This is a genomic window from Actinomycetospora sp. TBRC 11914 (assembly GCF_012933465.1).
In the GTDB taxonomy this organism is placed as follows: domain Bacteria; phylum Actinomycetota; class Actinomycetes; order Mycobacteriales; family Pseudonocardiaceae; genus Actinomycetospora.
In genome coordinates this window covers 160,777-177,196 of the sequence record NZ_JABBND010000011.1, presented here as the reverse complement: position 1 = coordinate 177,196, position 16,420 = coordinate 160,777, and the positions used below count along the sequence as shown (strand labels likewise).

Genomic DNA, 16,420 nt, shown 5'->3' with positions numbered 1-16,420 from the left:
CTCCGACCGAGAGGCAGAAGGGCGAGGGAGAACACGTGCGCGACGAGGTCAGCGAATACGTGGCGGCGTCGCCCGCCACGGTGTGGGATCTGGTCGCGGATGTGCGCAACACGGGACGGCTGAGTCCTGAGACGTTCGAGGCCGAGTGGCTCGACGGTGCCACCGGACCCGCCGTGGGCAATCGGTTCCGGGGGCATGTCCGCCGGGGCGGAACCGACCGGAACGGCCCGGTCTACTGGACGGAGTGTCGGGTCACCGACTGCGTGGAGGGCCGGGAGTTCGGCTTCGACGTCGTCCTCGGGAAGCGTCGGATCAACCATTGGCACTACCGGTTCGAGCCCAGCGGGAACGGCACACGGGTGACCGAGTCCTTCGCGCTGTACCCGACGCCGTTCCTGCGGGTGTACTGGCTCCTCGCCGGTCCGTGGCGCGGGCGCTACAACCGCCGGAACATGCAGGACACCCTGCGTCGCCTCAAGGAGCTCGCCGAGGCCGGGTGACGGGGTCCCCGCGCGCGGCCGGTGGATGGTCTCCTCCGCAGCCGACGTCTATAGTCTTTAGGTTATAGACGGAGGAGGCAGTCATGACCTATGTGGTGACCGAACCGTGCGTCGACGTCCTCGACAAGTCGTGCATCGAGGAATGTCCGGTCGACTGTCTCTACGAGGGCGAGCGGATGATGTACATCCAACCCGACGAGTGCGTCGACTGCGGTGCCTGCGAGCCGGTGTGCCCGCAGGAGGCGATCTTCTACGAAGAGGACGTCCCCGAGCAGTGGTCGGCCTTCGTCAGCGCCAACGCGGACTTCTTCAGCGATCTCGGGTCGCCCGGCGGGGCCTCGAACGCCGATACGCCGCGGCCCGACGTCGAACTCGTCCGCGACCTCGCCGCGAAGACCGACGACTGAACACCGACGACCGAAAGATCGACGACCGAAAGATCGACGACCGACTGACCGATCGCGACCGGCGGGTCCCGACAGGGACCCGCCGCACCGATCTCAGGCGCTCGCGAGGCGGACGAACTCCTCGCGCTCGATAACCTTCACCCGGGGTCGGCCGTCCGTGTCCCCGCGGCCGCACTCGTGGGCGTCGATGGACTCCCAGCCGGCCTGGTCGACCAGTTCCGGGCACCGCTCGCGCAGCCACTTCTCGGTGTCCTCGAGCGAGGGCCGGTCGCTCGGCTCCTGCTCGGCGAGATCGGCGAGGACGTGGCGGACGGTCTCGTGGGCGTCCTTCTTGTTCGTGCCGATGATGCCGCTGGGTCCGCGCTTGATCCACCCGGCGACGTACTCGCGGGCACAGCCCTCCACGCACCCTTCGGCGTGCGGCACGGTGCCGGTGGCCTCGTCGAACGGGAGCCCGGACAGGGGCAGCCCCCGGTAGCCCACCGCGCGGACGACGAGTCCGGTCGGGACGGTCTCGCGCTCCCCGGTGTCGACCGCCCGGACCCGGCCGTCGTCGCCGGTCTCGAGCCGGTTGACCGCGAGGACGATCTCCTCGACCCGGTCCTCGCCACGGATCTCGACGGGTGAGCGCAGAAATCGGAAGGCGATCTCCCGGTCGGCCTGCGGATCGGGCTCCGTGGTGGCCCACCGGCGCAGCGCCTCGAGGTTGCGGCGGGTGCCCTTGGCCAGGGACTCGTCGTCGGCCATCCCCTCGGGGACCTGCTCCGGGTCCGCCCGCACGGCGAGCCCGGTGATCTTGTCGAGCTCGCGCAGCTCGGTGGTGGTGAACGCGGCCTGCGCCGCGCCGCGACGTCCGCAGACCAGGGCCTTCCGGACCGACGAGCGCGCGAGCGCCTCGAGGGCGTGGTCGGCGGTGTCGGTGGCGCGGAGATCGTCGACGGGCAGGACCAGCATCCGGGCGACGTCGAGCGCGACGTTCCCGGCCCCGACGACGACGGCCCGCTCGCTGTCCAGCGCGGGCTCGAGCCCGGCGTGGTCGGGGTGGCCGTTGTACCACCCGACGAAGTCCACCGAGGCGATGCTGCCGGGCAGGTCCTCGCCGGGGATGTCGAGCCGGCGCTCGGTCTGCGACCCCACGGCGTAGATCACCGCGTCGTAGCGCTCGAGCAGCTCCGCGCGGTCGACCCGGCCGCACCCGGGCTCGTGGGCCTCCCCGTCGCAGGCGCCGACCTCGACGTGGCCGAAGAAGCGGAAGCCGTCCCGCGCGGCCGTCTTCGCGTACTGGGCGCTCACGGACTTGATCTTCGGGTGGTCGGGGGCCACGCCACCGCGCACCAGGCCCCACGGGGTCGCGAGCCGGTCGAGCACGTCCACGCGGACGTCGAGGTCGGCATCGAGCAGGGCGGCCGCGGCATAGAAGCCGGAAGGCCCCGAGCCGACGACGGCGACGTGGTGCGGACGGGTGCTCGACATCGGGCACTCCTCGGTTCGGTTTTACCTACAATATTAAGATATTGCGCGATCAGACGGCCGTCCAGCCCCCGTCGACCGGCAGGGTGGTGCCGGTGACGTAGCTGGACGCCCCGCTGGCGAGGTAGACGAGGGCGCCGTGCAGCTCGTCGAGCTCACCGGCCCGACCCATCGGCGTCTTGCGGCGCATCCAGCGCTCGGCGGCCTCGTCCGCGAACAGCCCGGTGGTCATCTCGGTCGCGAAGAAGGCGGGGGCGATCGCGTTGACGCGCACCCCGCGGCGGGCCCACTGGGCGCCGAGCTCGCGGGTCAGGTTCACCACGGCCCCCTTGCTCGCCGCGTAGGAGGCCTGGGGGATCTGGCCGGCGCCCACGAGCCCGAAGATCGACGCGATCGTGATGATCGAGCCCTGGCCGGCCGCGAGCATCGGACGGGCTGCCGCGGTGCTGAGGGCGAACACCGAGCCCAGGTTGACGTCGAGGACCGAGGAGAAGTCCTCCGGGGTCTCGTGCTCGGCCGGGGTCACGTTCTGGGTGCCGGCGTTGTTGACCAGCACGTCGATCCGGCCGCAGGTCGCGAGGGTGTGGTCGACGAGGTTCGCGCACTCGGCCGGGTAGCCGACGTCGCACGCGACGGGAACCGAGCCGGGCAGCTCGGCGGCGAGCTCGTCGAGGCGCTCCTTGCGGCGGGCCGCGAGCACGACGCGGGCGCCGCGGTCGGCGAAGCAGCGCGCGGCGCTGGCGCCGATGCCGCTGGAGGCGCCGGTGACCACGACGACGCGGTCGGTGAGGTCGAAGAGGGGGTCGGGGCTCACGGGACAGTGCCTCCCGGGTCGTCGGCGTGTTACGTTGCCCAAAACCTAACGGTTATAGGCACGCATGACGAGGGAGGACCCGTTGACCGAGGCGGACACCGGCGAGGCAGCGGCCCTGTTCGAGCGCCGGGACCACGTCGGGATCGTGACCCTCAACCGCCCCGACGCCCTCAACGCGGTCAACGCCGAGCTCGCGGCCGCCGCGGGGGCCGCGCTCGAGGCGGCGCAGGCCGACCCCGAGGTGCGGGCGGTCGTCATCACCGGCGCGGGCCGCGCGTTCTGCGCCGGTGCCGACCTCAAGGAGCTGGCGCGCGGACGGTCCATCGAGGACCGCGACCACCGCGAGTGGGGCTTCGGCGGGATCGTCCAGCACTGGATCGACAAGCCCACGGTGGCCGCGGTCAACGGCTACGCCATGGGCGGCGGCACCGAGATCGCGCTGGCGTGCGACCTCGCCGTCATCGACGAGACCGCCTCGCTGGGGCTTCCCGAGGTCAGGCGCGGCATCTTCGCGGCCGCCGGCGGGGTGATCCGCCTGCAGCGCCAGATCCCGATGAAGGTCGCCCTCGAGACGATCCTGACCGGAGCGCCGATGGGTGCGGCGCGGGCCTACGAGCTCGGACTGGTGAACCGCGTCGCCCCCGCGGGGACGGCCCTCGAGGTCGCCCTCGAGCTCGCCGGGGTCATCGCCGAGAATGCGCCGCTGTCGGTCCAGCAGAGCAAGCGGGTCGTACACGGCACCTACGCGGCCGGCTCCGACTGGGAGTCGGAGGTCTGGCGGATCAACCGCGAGGCCGCCAAGGTGATCTTCGCCAGCAACGACTCACGCGAGGGGCCGACGGCCTTCGCCGAGAAGCGTGCTCCGCGGTGGACGGGCAGCTGACCTGCTCCGGTGAACGATCGTTGACCGCGGGGCTCCGAGTCGCCACGATGGGCAGCCATGTACACGGTCGGGGAAATCCTGCCGCGGATCTCGGCCCATCCCGTCGTCGTCGTGGCGCTCGGGACGGTCGCCCTGCTCTGCAACTACACCTTCTTCTTCGAAGGGGCACGGTGCGGTCGGCGTGACCGTTGCCAGTCCTTCTACCTGCTGGCCTCGACCCTGTGGTTCGCGCACGACCTGAACTACCTGGCGGACTTCCCGACATGGTTCCTCGGCCTCGACCACTGGTTCCCGAAGCTCTTCTGGGTCGGGCTGCTCGTCACGTTCTCGTTCGAGGTCGTCTTCCTCTACCAGTCCTTCCGCCACGGACGGCGCGAGGCCGGCCTGGCCATGAGTCGCGGATCGTGGAATCTCTACGTCGTGGGCGCGATCGTTCTGGGTCTGGTCCTCTGGGCCGTCGCGAAGGAAACGCTCGCTGACCCGCTCTACCTCATGACGTTCATGCTCACCGCCGTGTGGGCCCTTGGCTCCGGCTTCGCGATGGCGGTCCGGCGCGGTGACCGGAGCGGGCAGTCCGTGGTCCAGTGGATCGCCTTCACCGGGATGATCCTCACCTACGGCGCGGTATCGATCTCGGTGTTCGGAGGAGCCTTCCAGGGGCCACGATGGATCGCGTTGTGCGGCGCGGGCGTCCTCGGGGGACTCGGGATGGCGTGGTTCGTGTCGCGCCTGCCACGGTCGCGGGAGACGTCGGCCGCGGTCCAGCCTTCCGTCGCCTCGATCGTCTGACGACTCCGGCATCCGACCGGGAAGGCCCACGAGAAGGGGTGGCATGAGCATTGCGGGAACCGACGTCGACGAGTTGGTCGTCGGCCTCGAGGACGGAGTCCTGACGCTCGAGATCAACCGCCCGGACAGCCGCAACAGTCTCACGGCGGACGTCGTCGACGGCCTGCACTCCCAGATCGAGCGGGCCGGGCAGGACGACTCGGTGCGCTGCGTCGTGCTGACGGGGCGAGGGAAGGCGTTCAGCTCGGGGCAGGCCGTCGGACAGGGCCCGCGGGTGATGACGACGGAAGAGCTCCTCCGCGACCACTACAACCCGCTCGTGCGCGCGATGCTCGAGCTCGACAAGCCGATCGTCGCCGCGGTGAACGGCGTCGCCGCGGGAGCTGCGGCCTCGTTGACCCTCGCCTGCGACTTCCGCGTGATGGCCGAGGAGGCGCGGTTCGCGTTCCTGTTCGTGCGCATCGGCCTCGTGCCGGACGCCGGTGGTTCATGGCTGCTCCCGCGACTCGTGGGGCACGCGGCCGCGACGGAGCTGATGATGCTGGGCGGGGATGTGTCGTCGACCGACGCGCTCCGGCTCGGCCTGGTCAACCGCGTCGTCCCGGCGGCGGAGCTGGCGACCGGTGTCGCCGAGTTCACGAGCCGTCTGGCGCAGGGGCCGCTGGCGCAGGCGCTGGTGAAGCGCCAGCTCCGCTCCTCGCGCTCCGCGTCCCTCGACGAGCAGATGGAGGTCGAGATCGCGGCCCAGGTGGAGGCGGCCGACAGCGCCGACTACGCCGAGGGGGTCGCCGCGTTCAAGGAGAAGCGGCCCGCGCGGTTCCGGGGGCGGTGAGCGTGGTGCCGGCGCCCGCCCTGACGGAGCCGGAGCCAGGGGAACGGTCCTCCACGAACGCGTACGGGAACCTGACCCTCCTCGCCGCCGCACTGGCCGGTCGGCGTGTCGTGGTGTCCGGAGGCCCCGTCGACCTCGCGTACACCGACGGGCTGCGCATCGTCGTGCCGGAGCACGACCCGGAGGCGGCGGTCGACCCCGTCGTCGTCCAGGCCTGCCTGCTCCGCCTGGGGAGCCTCACCCCGGGCATCGTCGTCCGCCTCGGCACCCGCCCCGACCTCCGCGCCCGGTACCTCACGCTCGAGGCCGCCAGGGCCGCGGAAGTCCTCGGAGACCGGCTGCCGCGTCGTCTCACGCAACGCCTCCGGGCCCTCCACGACGGCCCGACGACCGGGAGTCCACGGGAATCGGTCGACCGGGCACGGAAACACCGGCGAGCGGTCGCGCGGGCACCGGAATGGCTCGGCACGATCCGGCCGGGCACCCTCCTGGCCCACGCCCGGGGCACGTGGGAGACCTCGCCGGGCGACGTCCGGGACGACGGACGGCCGGCGGAGGACGTCGACGCATCCGACGAGGACGGGGAGGAGAGCAGCGTCTTCGCCGGCCTCGGCGGAGAGGGAGGTGACACGGCGCTGTCCCGTCTCCTGCGGTCGCTCCTCGGCACCTCGACGGGGCGTGACGACACTGCTGCCCGCGGTGGGGAGGAGCTGCCGGTCGGGCGACGGGCCCCACGCCGGGCCCGCGAGCTCGGCAGGAGCGGAGGCCGGCCGGTGGGTGCGACGACCGAGTCGAGCCCGCCGAGCACGCACCGGTATCCCGAATGGGACGGCGACGTCGGTCGGTACCGTCGCGACTGGTGCACGGTCACGGAGCACGACCCGGCGCCCGTCGAGCACGACACGGCCCTCGAGTACCCCCGCGACGAGCGCCTCCTGCGGGAGATCGCACGCCTGGGCGTCGTACCGGAGCGCCACCGTCGACTTCCCGACGGCGACACCCTGGACGTGACCGCCCTGATCGACCTCGCGATCGACCGACGGACCGGGACCTCGACGGAGAACCGGGTGTACGAGACGCGGCGGCCGACCGGCCATGACCTCGGGGTGCTGGTCCTCCTCGACGCCAGCGGCTCCACGGGAGAGTCCGACCACGGCGGTGGCCCGTCGGTGTTCGAGGCGCAGCGCGAGGTCGCCGCCCGGCTGACGTCCGCTTTCACCGAGGTGGGAGACCGCGCGGCCTGCTACGGCTTCCGCTCGTGGGGCCGAGGGGCCAGCCAGTTCCTCCGGGTGAAGGACTTCCATGCGCCGTTCGACCGTGCCGCCCGACGCCGGTTGGCGCGGCTGGAGCCCGGTGGGTTCACGCGCCTCGGCGCCGGCGTCCGGCACGGTTCCCGGCTGCTCGCCACTGCCGCCGGAACCGTGAACACGCTGCTCGTCGTGGTCGGCGACGGGCTGCCCTACGACGACGGGTACGAGGACCGCTACGCCCGGGACGATTGTCGGCGGGCTTTCCGGGAAGCGGTCGCCGTCGGCGTGGGCTGCGCCTGTGTCAGCGTGCGCAGCTCGACGCGCCCCGACGTCATCGACCACGTGTGGGGACATGTGGCGCACCGGGAGCTGGAGCGGCCGGATCAGCTCGTGGGACACGTCACCGCGATGTTCCGGCAGGCGCTGCGAGAGGCCGCCGCGAGCCGTCACGGGACGGGAGGTCCCTCTCGTCCGTAGGCTCGCCGGCATGGTCACCCCGGCGGGCGGCGTCCCGTACTACCAGCCCGTCGGCCGAGAGGTGGAGATCTTCCGCGCGGCCCACGAGTCCCGTCTCCCGGTGATGCTGAAGGGACCCACGGGCAGCGGCAAGACCCGCCTCGTCGAGCACATGGCCCACCGACTCGGGGTCGCGGTGTTCACCGTGTCGTGTCACGAGGACATGACTGCCAGCGATCTCCTCGGGCGCTACGTTCTCCAGGGCGGCGACACGGTCTGGGTGGACGGCCCGCTGACCAGGGCCGTGCGGGAGGGCGGGATCTGTTATCTCGACGAGGTCGTCGAGGCCCGGCAGGACGCGGTGGTCGCGATCCACTCGCTGGCCGACCACCGGCGTGAGCTGAGCATCGAACGGCTCGGCGGCACGACGCTGCGCGCCGCCGAGGGCTTCGGCCTCGTCGTCTCCTTCAACCCCGGATACCAGAGCGTGCTCAAGGACCTCAAGCCCTCGACGCGGCAGCGCCTCGTCTCCATCGAGCTGGGCTTCCCGGCACCGGAGATCGAGCGGGCGATCGTCCGTGAGGAGGCCGGGGTCGGTGACGACGTCGCGGACGACCTGGTGCGCCTCGCCGGAGCGATCCGGGGGATCGCGGAGGGCGGGCTGCGCGAGGTCGCCTCGACCCGGACGCTGGTGGCCGCGGCCACCCTGGTCCGGGCCGGTCTGGGCTTCGAGGAGGCCGCTCTCTCAGCGATCGCCGGACCGCTGACCGACGACGCCGTCATCCGCGACGGGCTGCTGCGGATGATCCGTACCTACGACGGCACGGACGTGGCTGCCCGCCGATGATCGTGATGCCCGGAGCCGGGACCGGCCCGCGTACCATCGGGCCGTGGCAGCGCCCGGGAGCCGGCCGTCGAAGCCGAACCACGAGCGTGTCGAGGAGTCGACGCTCGCGCTGATCACCGCGGCGATCCAGCTCTTCGGCGAGAAGGGCTACCACCAGACCACGGCGGCCGAGATCGGCTCGCGGGCGGGCTTCAGTCGGAACATGGTCCGTGACCGCTACGGCACGAAGGAGGAACTGCTCCGGTCGCTCTTCGAGGCCGAGTTCGGGCGGCGCCTGCTCCCGGCAGCGCGGCGGGAGCGACGAGGCCGGGGGCTCGACCGGGTCCTCGGGGTCCTCGACGATCTCACCACCTCGGTCGAGGCAGAGCCGGAGCTCATCCGCGCGATGATCGCCCTCACGTTCGAGACACCGGTCGCGCTGCGCGGCTTCGCTCCCTGGTTCGAGGAACTCATCGAGGTCTACCAGTCCGAACTGCGGGACCATCTGCGCGCCGGCCAGTACGACGGGTCGGTCCGTGAGGACATGGACGCGGACCGGGAAGCGGAGCAGTTCGTCTCCTACGCCATCGGTCTGTGCTTCCGGTCGGTCCTCTACCGGGAGAAGTACGACTTCGCGGGGGCGTTGCGCGCGTGGCGCGACCGCGCGATCAAGGACTACAGCGCCTCCACGGGGACCTCGCCGGCCACCGGCGGCGGCTGACCTCACCGGCCAGGTCGGATCAGTTTCGGAACGACCGTTCGCATCGCCGGGCGGTGACGGCACGCTGGACCGATCGAGTAGTGCTCGTGGTGGCCCCGCCCCGGTCGGCACGGTCGTGAGCTCGGAACCCCGTCCTGAGCTGCGACGATGCCGAACGACGCCCGCCGTGGGCGACGCCGGTTGCTCGAGTACTCGACGGACGTGAGGTTCGTGAACTATCTGTCTGTGAACAGATCGATGCTGTACGTTCCCGGGACATGGGCACGACGGAGAGACTCGGGTCACTGCCGGAGGTGGGCTCGGGTCCCTCGCCCGAGGAGGCCGAGAAGACGCGGGCGAGGCTGTGGATCCTCCACGGTGTCGCCTGGCTCGCGCTCATCGCCTACTGCTGGACGGCATGGGTCGTCAGTGGCAATTTCACCCCGAACACCCTCGGTCGGGGGGAAGAGCCGGCCTGGTACGTCATCACCGTCCGCTGTGTCGAGGTCGTCTTCGGCATCGGCGTGACCGGGTGGATCCTGTGGCACTTCGTCGCCCGGCCGAAGATTCGCACGGGGAAGATGTCCTTCGACGGACTCTTCTTCCTCGGCGGCTGGCTGATGTTCTTCCAAGAACCGTGGATCAACTGGGTCACCTACCAGTTCCAGTACGCGACGACGTTCGTCAACTTCGGTAGCTGGCTGAACTTCATCCCGGGGTGGAGCTCGCCGAACGCGCAGCTCATCCCGGTGCCGATGGTGTACTTCACGGCCTACCTGTGGATGTGCGCGATGTCGGGCTACCTGGGCTCGCGGTACATGGGATACCAGCGGCGCAAGGACCCGACCCGGAGCCGGTTCCGGCTCATCGCCCAGACGTATCTCGTGATGATCGTCGGCGACGTCATCGTCGAACTGATCATGACGCGGACCGGGCTGATCAGCTATTCGGCGACCATTCCGGAGCTGACTCTCTTCGCGGGCACCGACCACCAGTTCCCGCTCTACGAGCCGCTGAGCTGGCCGGGCACCTTCATCCTGTTGTCCTGCCTGCACTTCTTCCGTGACGACCAGGGGCGGTCCTGGCCGGAGCGGGGGATCGACAAGCTGAAGATCAAGAGTGAGGGTGTCCGCACCCTCGCCCGCTTCGCGGCGATCGCCGGCGCCTGCCAGCTGTGCATCCTGCTGGCCTTCAACATCCCGTACGGGTTCTACTCCCTGCACTCCGGGCCGATGCCCCAGCCGCTCATCGACCGGGACTACCGCAACGGCGGGGTCTGCGGTCCCAAGACCGCGTACGACTGCCCGGACCCGAGGCTCCCCATCGCCCGGGAGTCCTCGCCCACCAATCGCATCGTCAGCCCGCACTAGAGGAGGTCGTCGTCATGTCGCAGACACGCACCGCAGCCGTCATCGGCGCAGGCATCGCCGGCACGAGCGCGGCCTACCGGCTCCAGCAGGAAGGGTTCGAGACCACGCTGTTCGAGGTCAACGACCGCGTCGGGGGCCGTATCTGGAGCATCTGGAAGGGCGACTTCCTGATGGACCTCGGGACCTCGGCCTACCTCGGGACCTATCGCGAGGCCATCGAGCTGGTCAAGGAGGTCGGGCTCGAGCACGAGCTCGCGGAGTGGACCGCGACGGGTGCGGCGATCCGGAACGGGAAGCCGTACTACTTCGACTACACGAGGCCCCTGCGGACGGTCCTGACGACGCCCTACCTCTCGCCGAAGGCCAAGCTCCTCGCCATCAAGATCGGGCTGCAGGTGGTCAAGCACCGCAAGAGCCTGGGTTACGACAGCTACGACGATCTCCAGGACATCGACAACGAGACGGTGCGCGAGTGGTGCCGCCGCGAACTGAACGAGGAGCTGCTGCAGTACGTCGGCAGGCCCCTGGTCAGCGGGACCTGGGTCGCCGACGACGCCGACACCTCCGTGTCGCTCATGGTGTGGAGCGTCCGGAACATGCTGGTGCAGAACATCTACAACCTGACCTCGGGAGTCGTCGGCCTTCCGAACCACCTCGCGACCTACGTGAAGACCCGCCTGGAGCACGAGGTCACCAACGTCACGGACAACGGGTCCGACGTCGAGGTCACCTTCACCGCGGGCGGTCAGCAGCAGACCGAGCACTTCGACACCTGCGTGATCGCCACCCCGGTCGAGCCCGCGATGGACATCTACCCGCAGATGGACACCAACACCCGCGAGTTCTACCAGTCGGTGAGCTACCGCAAGCTCGGCAGCATCTGCCTGGGCCTGTCGGAGCGCCCGAAGGACCCCGCGACCTACTACCTCGTCCCCCCGGTCGAGGACCCGGACGTCATCGCGGTCATCGCCGACCACAACAAGGCGCCCAACCGCGCTCCCGACCACAAGGGCCTGCTCACGGTGCTCCTCTCCCACGAGTACCTCGAGCGCAGCGAGCACCTCTCCGACGACGACGTGCTCGACTACGCCGTCGACCGCGCGTCGCGGTACCACCCGAAGGTGCCCTCGACGCTCGAGGAGAGCGTCGTCGTCCGCTGGCAGCGCTCGGTCCCGACGATCGACCGGGGCAAGTTCGGTCGCATCTCCGACTACAACAAGCGGCTCGACCGCTTCGCCCGGGTGCAGTTCGCGAGCGACAGCGACCGCATCCCCGGCCTCAACGGCGGCCTGGTGAGCGGTCTGGGCGCGGCCAAGCGGCTCAGCGATGCCGCGCAGAGTCGTCGTCTCACGTCCCGGACCCGGCCCGCCTAGCCCGCCGATCCGCTCGCCGAGGAGCCGAGATGTCGACCTTCACCCCGACCCTGCCCACCCCGCCGTGGGACATGACCACCCCGCCGACCGTGCAGCTGGTGATGACGATCATCGTCGGCGCGCTCGTCGTGGTCTCCCTCGTGGGGGCCCTCGTGTACTGGCGGCGCACCGGTAGCCCCGTCGGCGTCCTGGTGATCGCCGGCGGCTTCGTGTGCTGCCTCAACGAATCGCCGGTCGACATCCTGGGGTTCTGCTTCTTCCCGGTGGACGGGTGGACGGTCTACACGATGTTCGACCGGCCCATCCCGCTGTGGGTGTGCCTGGCCTATGCGTTGTTCTTCGGCGCGCTGACCTTCGTCGACGTCCTCCTGCTCCGTGCCGGGGTCACGCGGCGCACCATGTGGCTCAGCCTGCTCGGGGTGATGGTCGTCGACGTCCTCATCGAGATGCCCACGCTGGCGTCGCACCTGTACACCTACTACGGCGATCAGCCGTTCGAGGTCGGCGGGTTCCCGCTGAACTGGCTGGTGATCAACAGCCTCGGTTCGCTGCTGGCGAGCGTGGTCATCGTCCGCGGGTGGTCGTTCTTCTCCGGCCCCCGCATGCTGCTGCTGCTTATGGTGCCCTGGGCGGCCTACATGGCCTCCTGGGTCGCGGCCATGCCGTACTTCGGCACGCAGAACGCCGACGTCCCGACCCCGGTCCGCTGGATCGGAGGTGCCGTCAGCATCGTCGTCGGCCTGTACCTCATCGACCTGCTGTTCCGCATCGGTCTCCGCGGTGCTCGGCCGACCGATGACCCCGCCGTGGAGGAGCCCGTGTCGCCGACGCCGGCGCGCGAGGTCCAGGGCGTCTGAGCGGCAACGTCACCACGAGAGGAGGGACGCCGTGAGCGAGTCCTGGGACTACGTCATCGTCGGCGCCGGCCACAACGGCCTGTCCGCCGGGTGCACCCTCGGAGAACAGGGTCGTTCGGTCCTGCTGGTCGACCAGCTCCCGCACGTCGGAGGGCTGTCCGCCAGCCTGCCCTGGGTGCCCGAGGCCCCCGGGCACCTGCTGTCGGTCGGGGCCATGGACGACATGCTCATGGCGCAGACCCCGCTGACGGAGGAGTTGGGCCTGCGCTCCCACGGGTACGACCCCGTCCCGCTCGAAGCGCCCTACGGCTGGATGGACGAGGACGGCGAGACCCTCCTGCTCTTCCACCGCTTCGACCGGGCCCTCGAGGAGATCCGCCGCTTCTCCCCGCGCGACGCCCGGACCTACGAGGACATCCGTCCGGTCCTCGACCTGATCATGGACGTCGTCGACCGGCTCGTGCCGCAGCATCCCTCGGCGACGAGCAGGCTGGACTGGGCGAAGATCCTGATGAAGATGGCCCCGGACCGGAAGACCCGGGCCCTGCTGACGAAGATGCTCACCCTGAACGTCTTCGAGATGATCTCCGAGACGTTCGAGTCCGACGCCGTGCGCGGGCTGTGGGGCTACTGGACCTCGATGATCGGCCCGGCCGACGCCGAGGGCACCGGGGTCTACCTGATGGCCTACCACGCGGTCCACCGCAAGCGCGGTGTCCTCCGTCCGCGGGGCGGCATGTCCGGACTGATGCGGGCCTTCGCCTCGAAGATCGCGAGCCACGGCGGGGAGATCCGACTGAACTCCCGCGTCCGGCGCATCACCGTCGAGGGCGCGCGGGCCACCGGGGTGGAGCTGGAGGACGGGACGCGGATCCGGGCGCGTGAGGGTGTCCTCGCCAACTGCGCGCCGCAGATCGCGCTGGGGCGCCTCCTGGAACCCGGCGTCCTGGACCGCAACACGCGCAACCTCGTCGACATGATCCCTGCCAACTCGGTGAACACCGCGGCGTTCAAGATCGACGTCGCGGTGGGCGGACCGGTCACCTACCCCAAGGCGGAGGCACGGCGGCACGACGACGTGGACATCCGGAAGACCACGTTCATGACCGGCACGCTCGAGGACCACATGGCCCAGCTCAAGGCCCTCAAGCGTGGCGAACCGGTCGAGCCGCCGCCGGTCTACATGGCCGTCCTGTCCGCGGCGGACCCGACCATCGCGCCGGAGGGGCAGGACGTCCTCTACCTGCACTCGAACGTGCCGGTCGACCTGCCCGGGGGGTGGGAGAGCCAGAAGGACACCTACACGCAGTCCATCGTGAAGTCGGCGGAACGGTTCCTCGACGGCCTCGACGCCGAGATCGGCCGGGTCGTCCACAGCCCCCAGGACTTCGAGGACTACTTCGGGACTCCTCGTGGGTGCTACTTCCACGTCGACATGACCCCGATGCGCCTGGGCGCCAATCGGCCGGCGCGAGGGTTGGGGCGGTACACGACGCCGGTCGAGGGGCTCTACCTCGCCGGCGCCGGCTCCCACCCGGGCGGGACGGTCAACGGATGGTGCGGCCGCAATGCGGCCCGCGAGGCGATGAAGCACGAGGTGGCGCGGTGACGAACCCGGTCGATGCGACCGTGAAGAACCGGTTGAACACCCGTGCGCAACGGCTGTGCGTCTGGGCCGGACCCGTGATGATCTTCACCTGGCTGCTCGCGTTCGTGTTCCTCTGTCGGTTCGTCCCACCGCCGAGCCCGGCGATGTCGGCCCAGCAACTCGTCGCGAAGTTCGGCGAGGACACCAACGCGATCCGGCTCGGCCTCGTCATCAGCCTGTTCTCCTGTTCCCTCCTCGTGCCGTTCAGCTCGGTGATCGCCACCCAGATGCGCCGCATCGAGGGGCCTCGGTCGGTGCTGGCCAACGCGTCGCTCGTTTCGGGCGGGCTGTTGTGCGTCGAGTTCCTCCTGCCCTTCGCGATCTGGCAGACGGCGCTCTACCGGCTGGACGAGTGGGACCCGAAGCTGGTCCAGATGCTCAACGACATGTCGTGGCTGATGTTCCTGGGAATCATCAGTTCGGCGTGCGTGCAGGTGGCCTGCCTCGGTGTCTGCGTGCTCCGGGACCACCGCGAGGAGACCATTTTCCCGCGGTGGTACGGATACCTGAACATCTGGATATCGATCATGTGGTTCCCCGCCGGATGGATACCGTTCTTCAAGATCGGGGCATTCGCCTGGAACGGTCTGATGGCGTGGTACCTCCCCCTCACCATCTATCTCTGCTGGTTCATCGTGACGATCGTCCTGCTGTTGCGGGCGATCTCGCACGAGGAGCGTGAGGTGACCGCGCTGGACCTCGGCCACACCGGGGAGACGCTGCAGCACGACGAGCCGGAGGACGCGGTGCTGACGCCGCTGGCGCAGTCATGAGCACGGTCGAGACGTCACGGGGGGTCGAGTCCGCACGGCCCGCGATGCCGGACCCGGCACGGCCCCGGATACCGGGCGAAGCCGGGATCTGGGTGTTCATCGGCGGGGAGACGGTCGCCTTCACCTTCCTGTTCGTGATCTGGCTGTACTCCCACAGCCAACACCCCGACCTCTATTCGGTCGGCCAGCAGCAGCTGGCGGTCGGTTTCGGGGCGGTCGACACCCTCCTGCTGCTGGCCAGTTCCCTCTTCGTGGTCATCGGCGTCCGGGCGGTCCGGGCGGGACTCAGACCACTGGGCCCGATCGCGTTCGCGGGAGGCCTCGCGTGCGGCCTCGGTTTCGCGATCAGCAAGGTGATCGAGTGGGGCGGACACATCGCCGCCGGTCAGGTCGTCCAGACGAACGAGTTCTGGGTGTACTACTACGCACTGACCGGGATGCACTTCTTCCACCTCCTGATCGGCATGGGCGTCCTCGGTTGGTGCTTCCTCCAGGCGCGCAAGCCGGCGCTCAGCGCGCAGCGGTTCGCCTACCTCGAGGGCGGAGCCTGCTTCTGGCACATGGTCGATTTCCTCTGGATCGTGCTGTTCCCCCTGATCTACCTGGTGAGGTGAGCTGACATGACCCGAGCGGTCGCCCTCGTCCGCGGGCCGGTCTCCTACGTCTGGATCGCACTCGTCGCGTTCACCCTGCTGTCATGGTGGGTCGGCGGCGACCACGGCATCGCCAGCGTGCGGATCGCCGGCGCGGTCGTGCTCGTCGTGGCGTTCGTGAAACTGCGTTTCGTGGGGCTCTACTTCATGGAGCTCCGCGACGCGCCGCGCCCCCTGCGGACCGCCTTCGAGAGCTGGTGCGTGGGCGTCTGCGCCCTGCTGGTCGTCATGTCGCTGGTGATGCTCTGATGAGGTGGCGGCCGTCGGGGGAGCCGGCGACGCCGGGTGGTCCGGGGCGGGTCGGTGTCGCGGACCTGCTGGAAGGGGCCGGCCCGCCTCCCGCGGGGGTCCGACTCGACACCCTGCAGGTGTCGCAGGGACGAAGTCGACTGCGACAGCTCGGGTATCGGCTCGAGAACCACCTCCTCATCGCCGCGACGAGCCGTCAGATCCGGGAGACGGCCGTCCGTGGTGCGGCCACGTACGAGGCGCTGCACCCGCACTTCGCCCTCCCCGTCAGTGCCGCTGCCCTGTACGTGGCGCTCGCGGACACCGTCTACGCCCGCTGGGTCACGCTCGGGGTCCCCGTCGACGAGCACGCCGATCGACCGCGGACCTGGCCTTCCGCCGAGGAGATCGTGGCCGGCATCGACTCCGTCGAGGACGCCCGCCGCGTCGCGGAGTACCTCGAGATCTCCCTGACGATCACGTCCTGACACGCCGGGCGCCGTTGACCGTGGGGAACGCCCGACCATATATTGAGACACCAAGGCTCATAATTGATGACGCAGGAACGTCCGTTCCGGGCAGCGTCGCCGG

The 16,420-nt window shown here is 70.0% G+C and carries 18 protein-coding genes; 16 read left to right on the top strand and 2 right to left on the bottom strand.

The annotated features are described in order from the left end of the window. The first annotated feature begins 35 nt into the window (after positions 1-35). Positions 36-500 carry an SRPBCC family protein gene (locus HH311_RS32735; RefSeq protein WP_312030224.1) on the top strand — a complete coding sequence of 155 codons (465 nt, stop codon included), beginning with the start codon at positions 36-38 and terminating at the stop codon, positions 498-500. 83 nt (positions 501-583) lie between these two features. Further along, positions 584-907 carry a ferredoxin gene (gene fdxA / locus HH311_RS18130; protein WP_169185083.1) on the top strand — a complete coding sequence of 108 codons (324 nt, stop codon included), beginning with the start codon at positions 584-586 and terminating at the stop codon, positions 905-907. A gap of 93 nt (positions 908-1,000) precedes the next feature. On the opposite strand, the gene HH311_RS18125 is transcribed toward fdxA, so the two are convergent. Together HH311_RS18125 and HH311_RS18120 are read right to left on the bottom strand one after the other, a co-directional pair. Then, positions 1,001-2,380 carry an FAD-dependent oxidoreductase gene (locus tag HH311_RS18125; RefSeq protein ID WP_169185082.1) on the bottom strand — a complete coding sequence of 460 codons (1,380 nt, stop codon included), beginning with the start codon at positions 2,378-2,380 and terminating at the stop codon, positions 1,001-1,003. A gap of 49 nt (positions 2,381-2,429) precedes the next feature. Continuing rightward, a complete protein-coding gene (locus tag HH311_RS18120) occupies positions 2,430-3,191 on the bottom strand; it encodes an SDR family NAD(P)-dependent oxidoreductase (protein ID WP_169185081.1) in 762 nt (253 codons plus the stop codon). A gap of 82 nt (positions 3,192-3,273) precedes the next feature. Between HH311_RS18120 and HH311_RS18115 the strand changes: the two genes are divergently transcribed. The 14 genes from HH311_RS18115 (at position 3,274) to HH311_RS18050 (ending at position 16,317) form a co-directional block, all read left to right on the top strand. After that, positions 3,274-4,074 (top strand): crotonase/enoyl-CoA hydratase family protein, encoded by an 801-nt coding sequence (locus tag HH311_RS18115; RefSeq protein WP_248292728.1) that lies wholly within the window; start codon positions 3,274-3,276, stop codon positions 4,072-4,074. A gap of 57 nt (positions 4,075-4,131) precedes the next feature. Then, the gene (locus HH311_RS18110) at positions 4,132-4,863 is read left to right on the top strand and encodes a hypothetical protein (protein WP_169185079.1); all 732 of its coding nucleotides are present in this window, start codon (positions 4,132-4,134) and stop codon (positions 4,861-4,863) included. A gap of 43 nt (positions 4,864-4,906) precedes the next feature. After that, entirely contained in the window at positions 4,907-5,695 is a 789-nt protein-coding gene (locus HH311_RS18105; protein ID WP_169185078.1) for an enoyl-CoA hydratase-related protein, read from the top strand. A 113-nt stretch (positions 5,696-5,808) separates the two neighbouring features. After that, on the top strand, positions 5,809-7,422 hold the full coding sequence (locus HH311_RS18100) for a nitric oxide reductase activation protein NorD (RefSeq protein ID WP_169185077.1): 1,614 nt from the start codon (positions 5,809-5,811) through the stop codon (positions 7,420-7,422). A 10-nt stretch (positions 7,423-7,432) separates the two neighbouring features. Then, on the top strand, positions 7,433-8,248 hold the full coding sequence (locus HH311_RS18095) for a CbbQ/NirQ/NorQ/GpvN family protein (protein ID WP_169185076.1): 816 nt from the start codon (positions 7,433-7,435) through the stop codon (positions 8,246-8,248). Positions 8,249-8,291: 43 nt separating this feature from the next. Continuing rightward, positions 8,292-8,948: a TetR/AcrR family transcriptional regulator gene (locus HH311_RS18090; RefSeq protein ID WP_169185075.1), complete on the top strand. Its 657-nt coding sequence runs from the start codon at positions 8,292-8,294 to the stop codon at positions 8,946-8,948. Positions 8,949-9,205: 257 nt separating this feature from the next. Further along, entirely contained in the window at positions 9,206-10,297 is a 1,092-nt protein-coding gene (locus tag HH311_RS18085) for a spirocyclase AveC family protein (protein ID WP_169185074.1), read from the top strand. A 14-nt stretch (positions 10,298-10,311) separates the two neighbouring features. Continuing rightward, complete coding sequence (locus HH311_RS18080) at positions 10,312-11,670, top strand: NAD(P)/FAD-dependent oxidoreductase (protein ID WP_169185073.1); 1,359 nt, start codon at positions 10,312-10,314, stop codon at positions 11,668-11,670. A 29-nt stretch (positions 11,671-11,699) separates the two neighbouring features. Further along, positions 11,700-12,527 carry a hypothetical protein gene (locus tag HH311_RS18075; protein ID WP_169185072.1) on the top strand — a complete coding sequence of 276 codons (828 nt, stop codon included), beginning with the start codon at positions 11,700-11,702 and terminating at the stop codon, positions 12,525-12,527. 31 nt (positions 12,528-12,558) lie between these two features. Beyond that, on the top strand, positions 12,559-14,136 hold the full coding sequence (locus HH311_RS18070) for an NAD(P)/FAD-dependent oxidoreductase (protein WP_211190428.1): 1,578 nt from the start codon (positions 12,559-12,561) through the stop codon (positions 14,134-14,136). Continuing rightward, positions 14,133-14,948, top strand: coding sequence for a hypothetical protein (locus HH311_RS18065; RefSeq protein ID WP_169185070.1), 816 nt, complete (start codon positions 14,133-14,135; stop codon positions 14,946-14,948). Before HH311_RS18070 ends, HH311_RS18065 begins: the two co-directional genes overlap by 4 nt. After that, positions 14,945-15,562, top strand: coding sequence for a cytochrome c oxidase subunit 3 (locus tag HH311_RS18060; protein WP_169185069.1), 618 nt, complete (start codon positions 14,945-14,947; stop codon positions 15,560-15,562). The genes HH311_RS18065 and HH311_RS18060 overlap by 4 nt, the downstream gene beginning before the upstream one ends. A gap of 6 nt (positions 15,563-15,568) precedes the next feature. Further along, positions 15,569-15,850, top strand: a complete 282-nt coding sequence (locus tag HH311_RS18055) for a cytochrome C oxidase subunit IV family protein (RefSeq protein ID WP_169185068.1) — start codon at positions 15,569-15,571, stop codon at positions 15,848-15,850. Between the two features lie 119 nt (positions 15,851-15,969). After that, positions 15,970-16,317: a hypothetical protein gene (locus tag HH311_RS18050; protein ID WP_169185067.1), complete on the top strand. Its 348-nt coding sequence runs from the start codon at positions 15,970-15,972 to the stop codon at positions 16,315-16,317. The last annotated feature ends 103 nt before the right edge of the window (positions 16,318-16,420 follow it).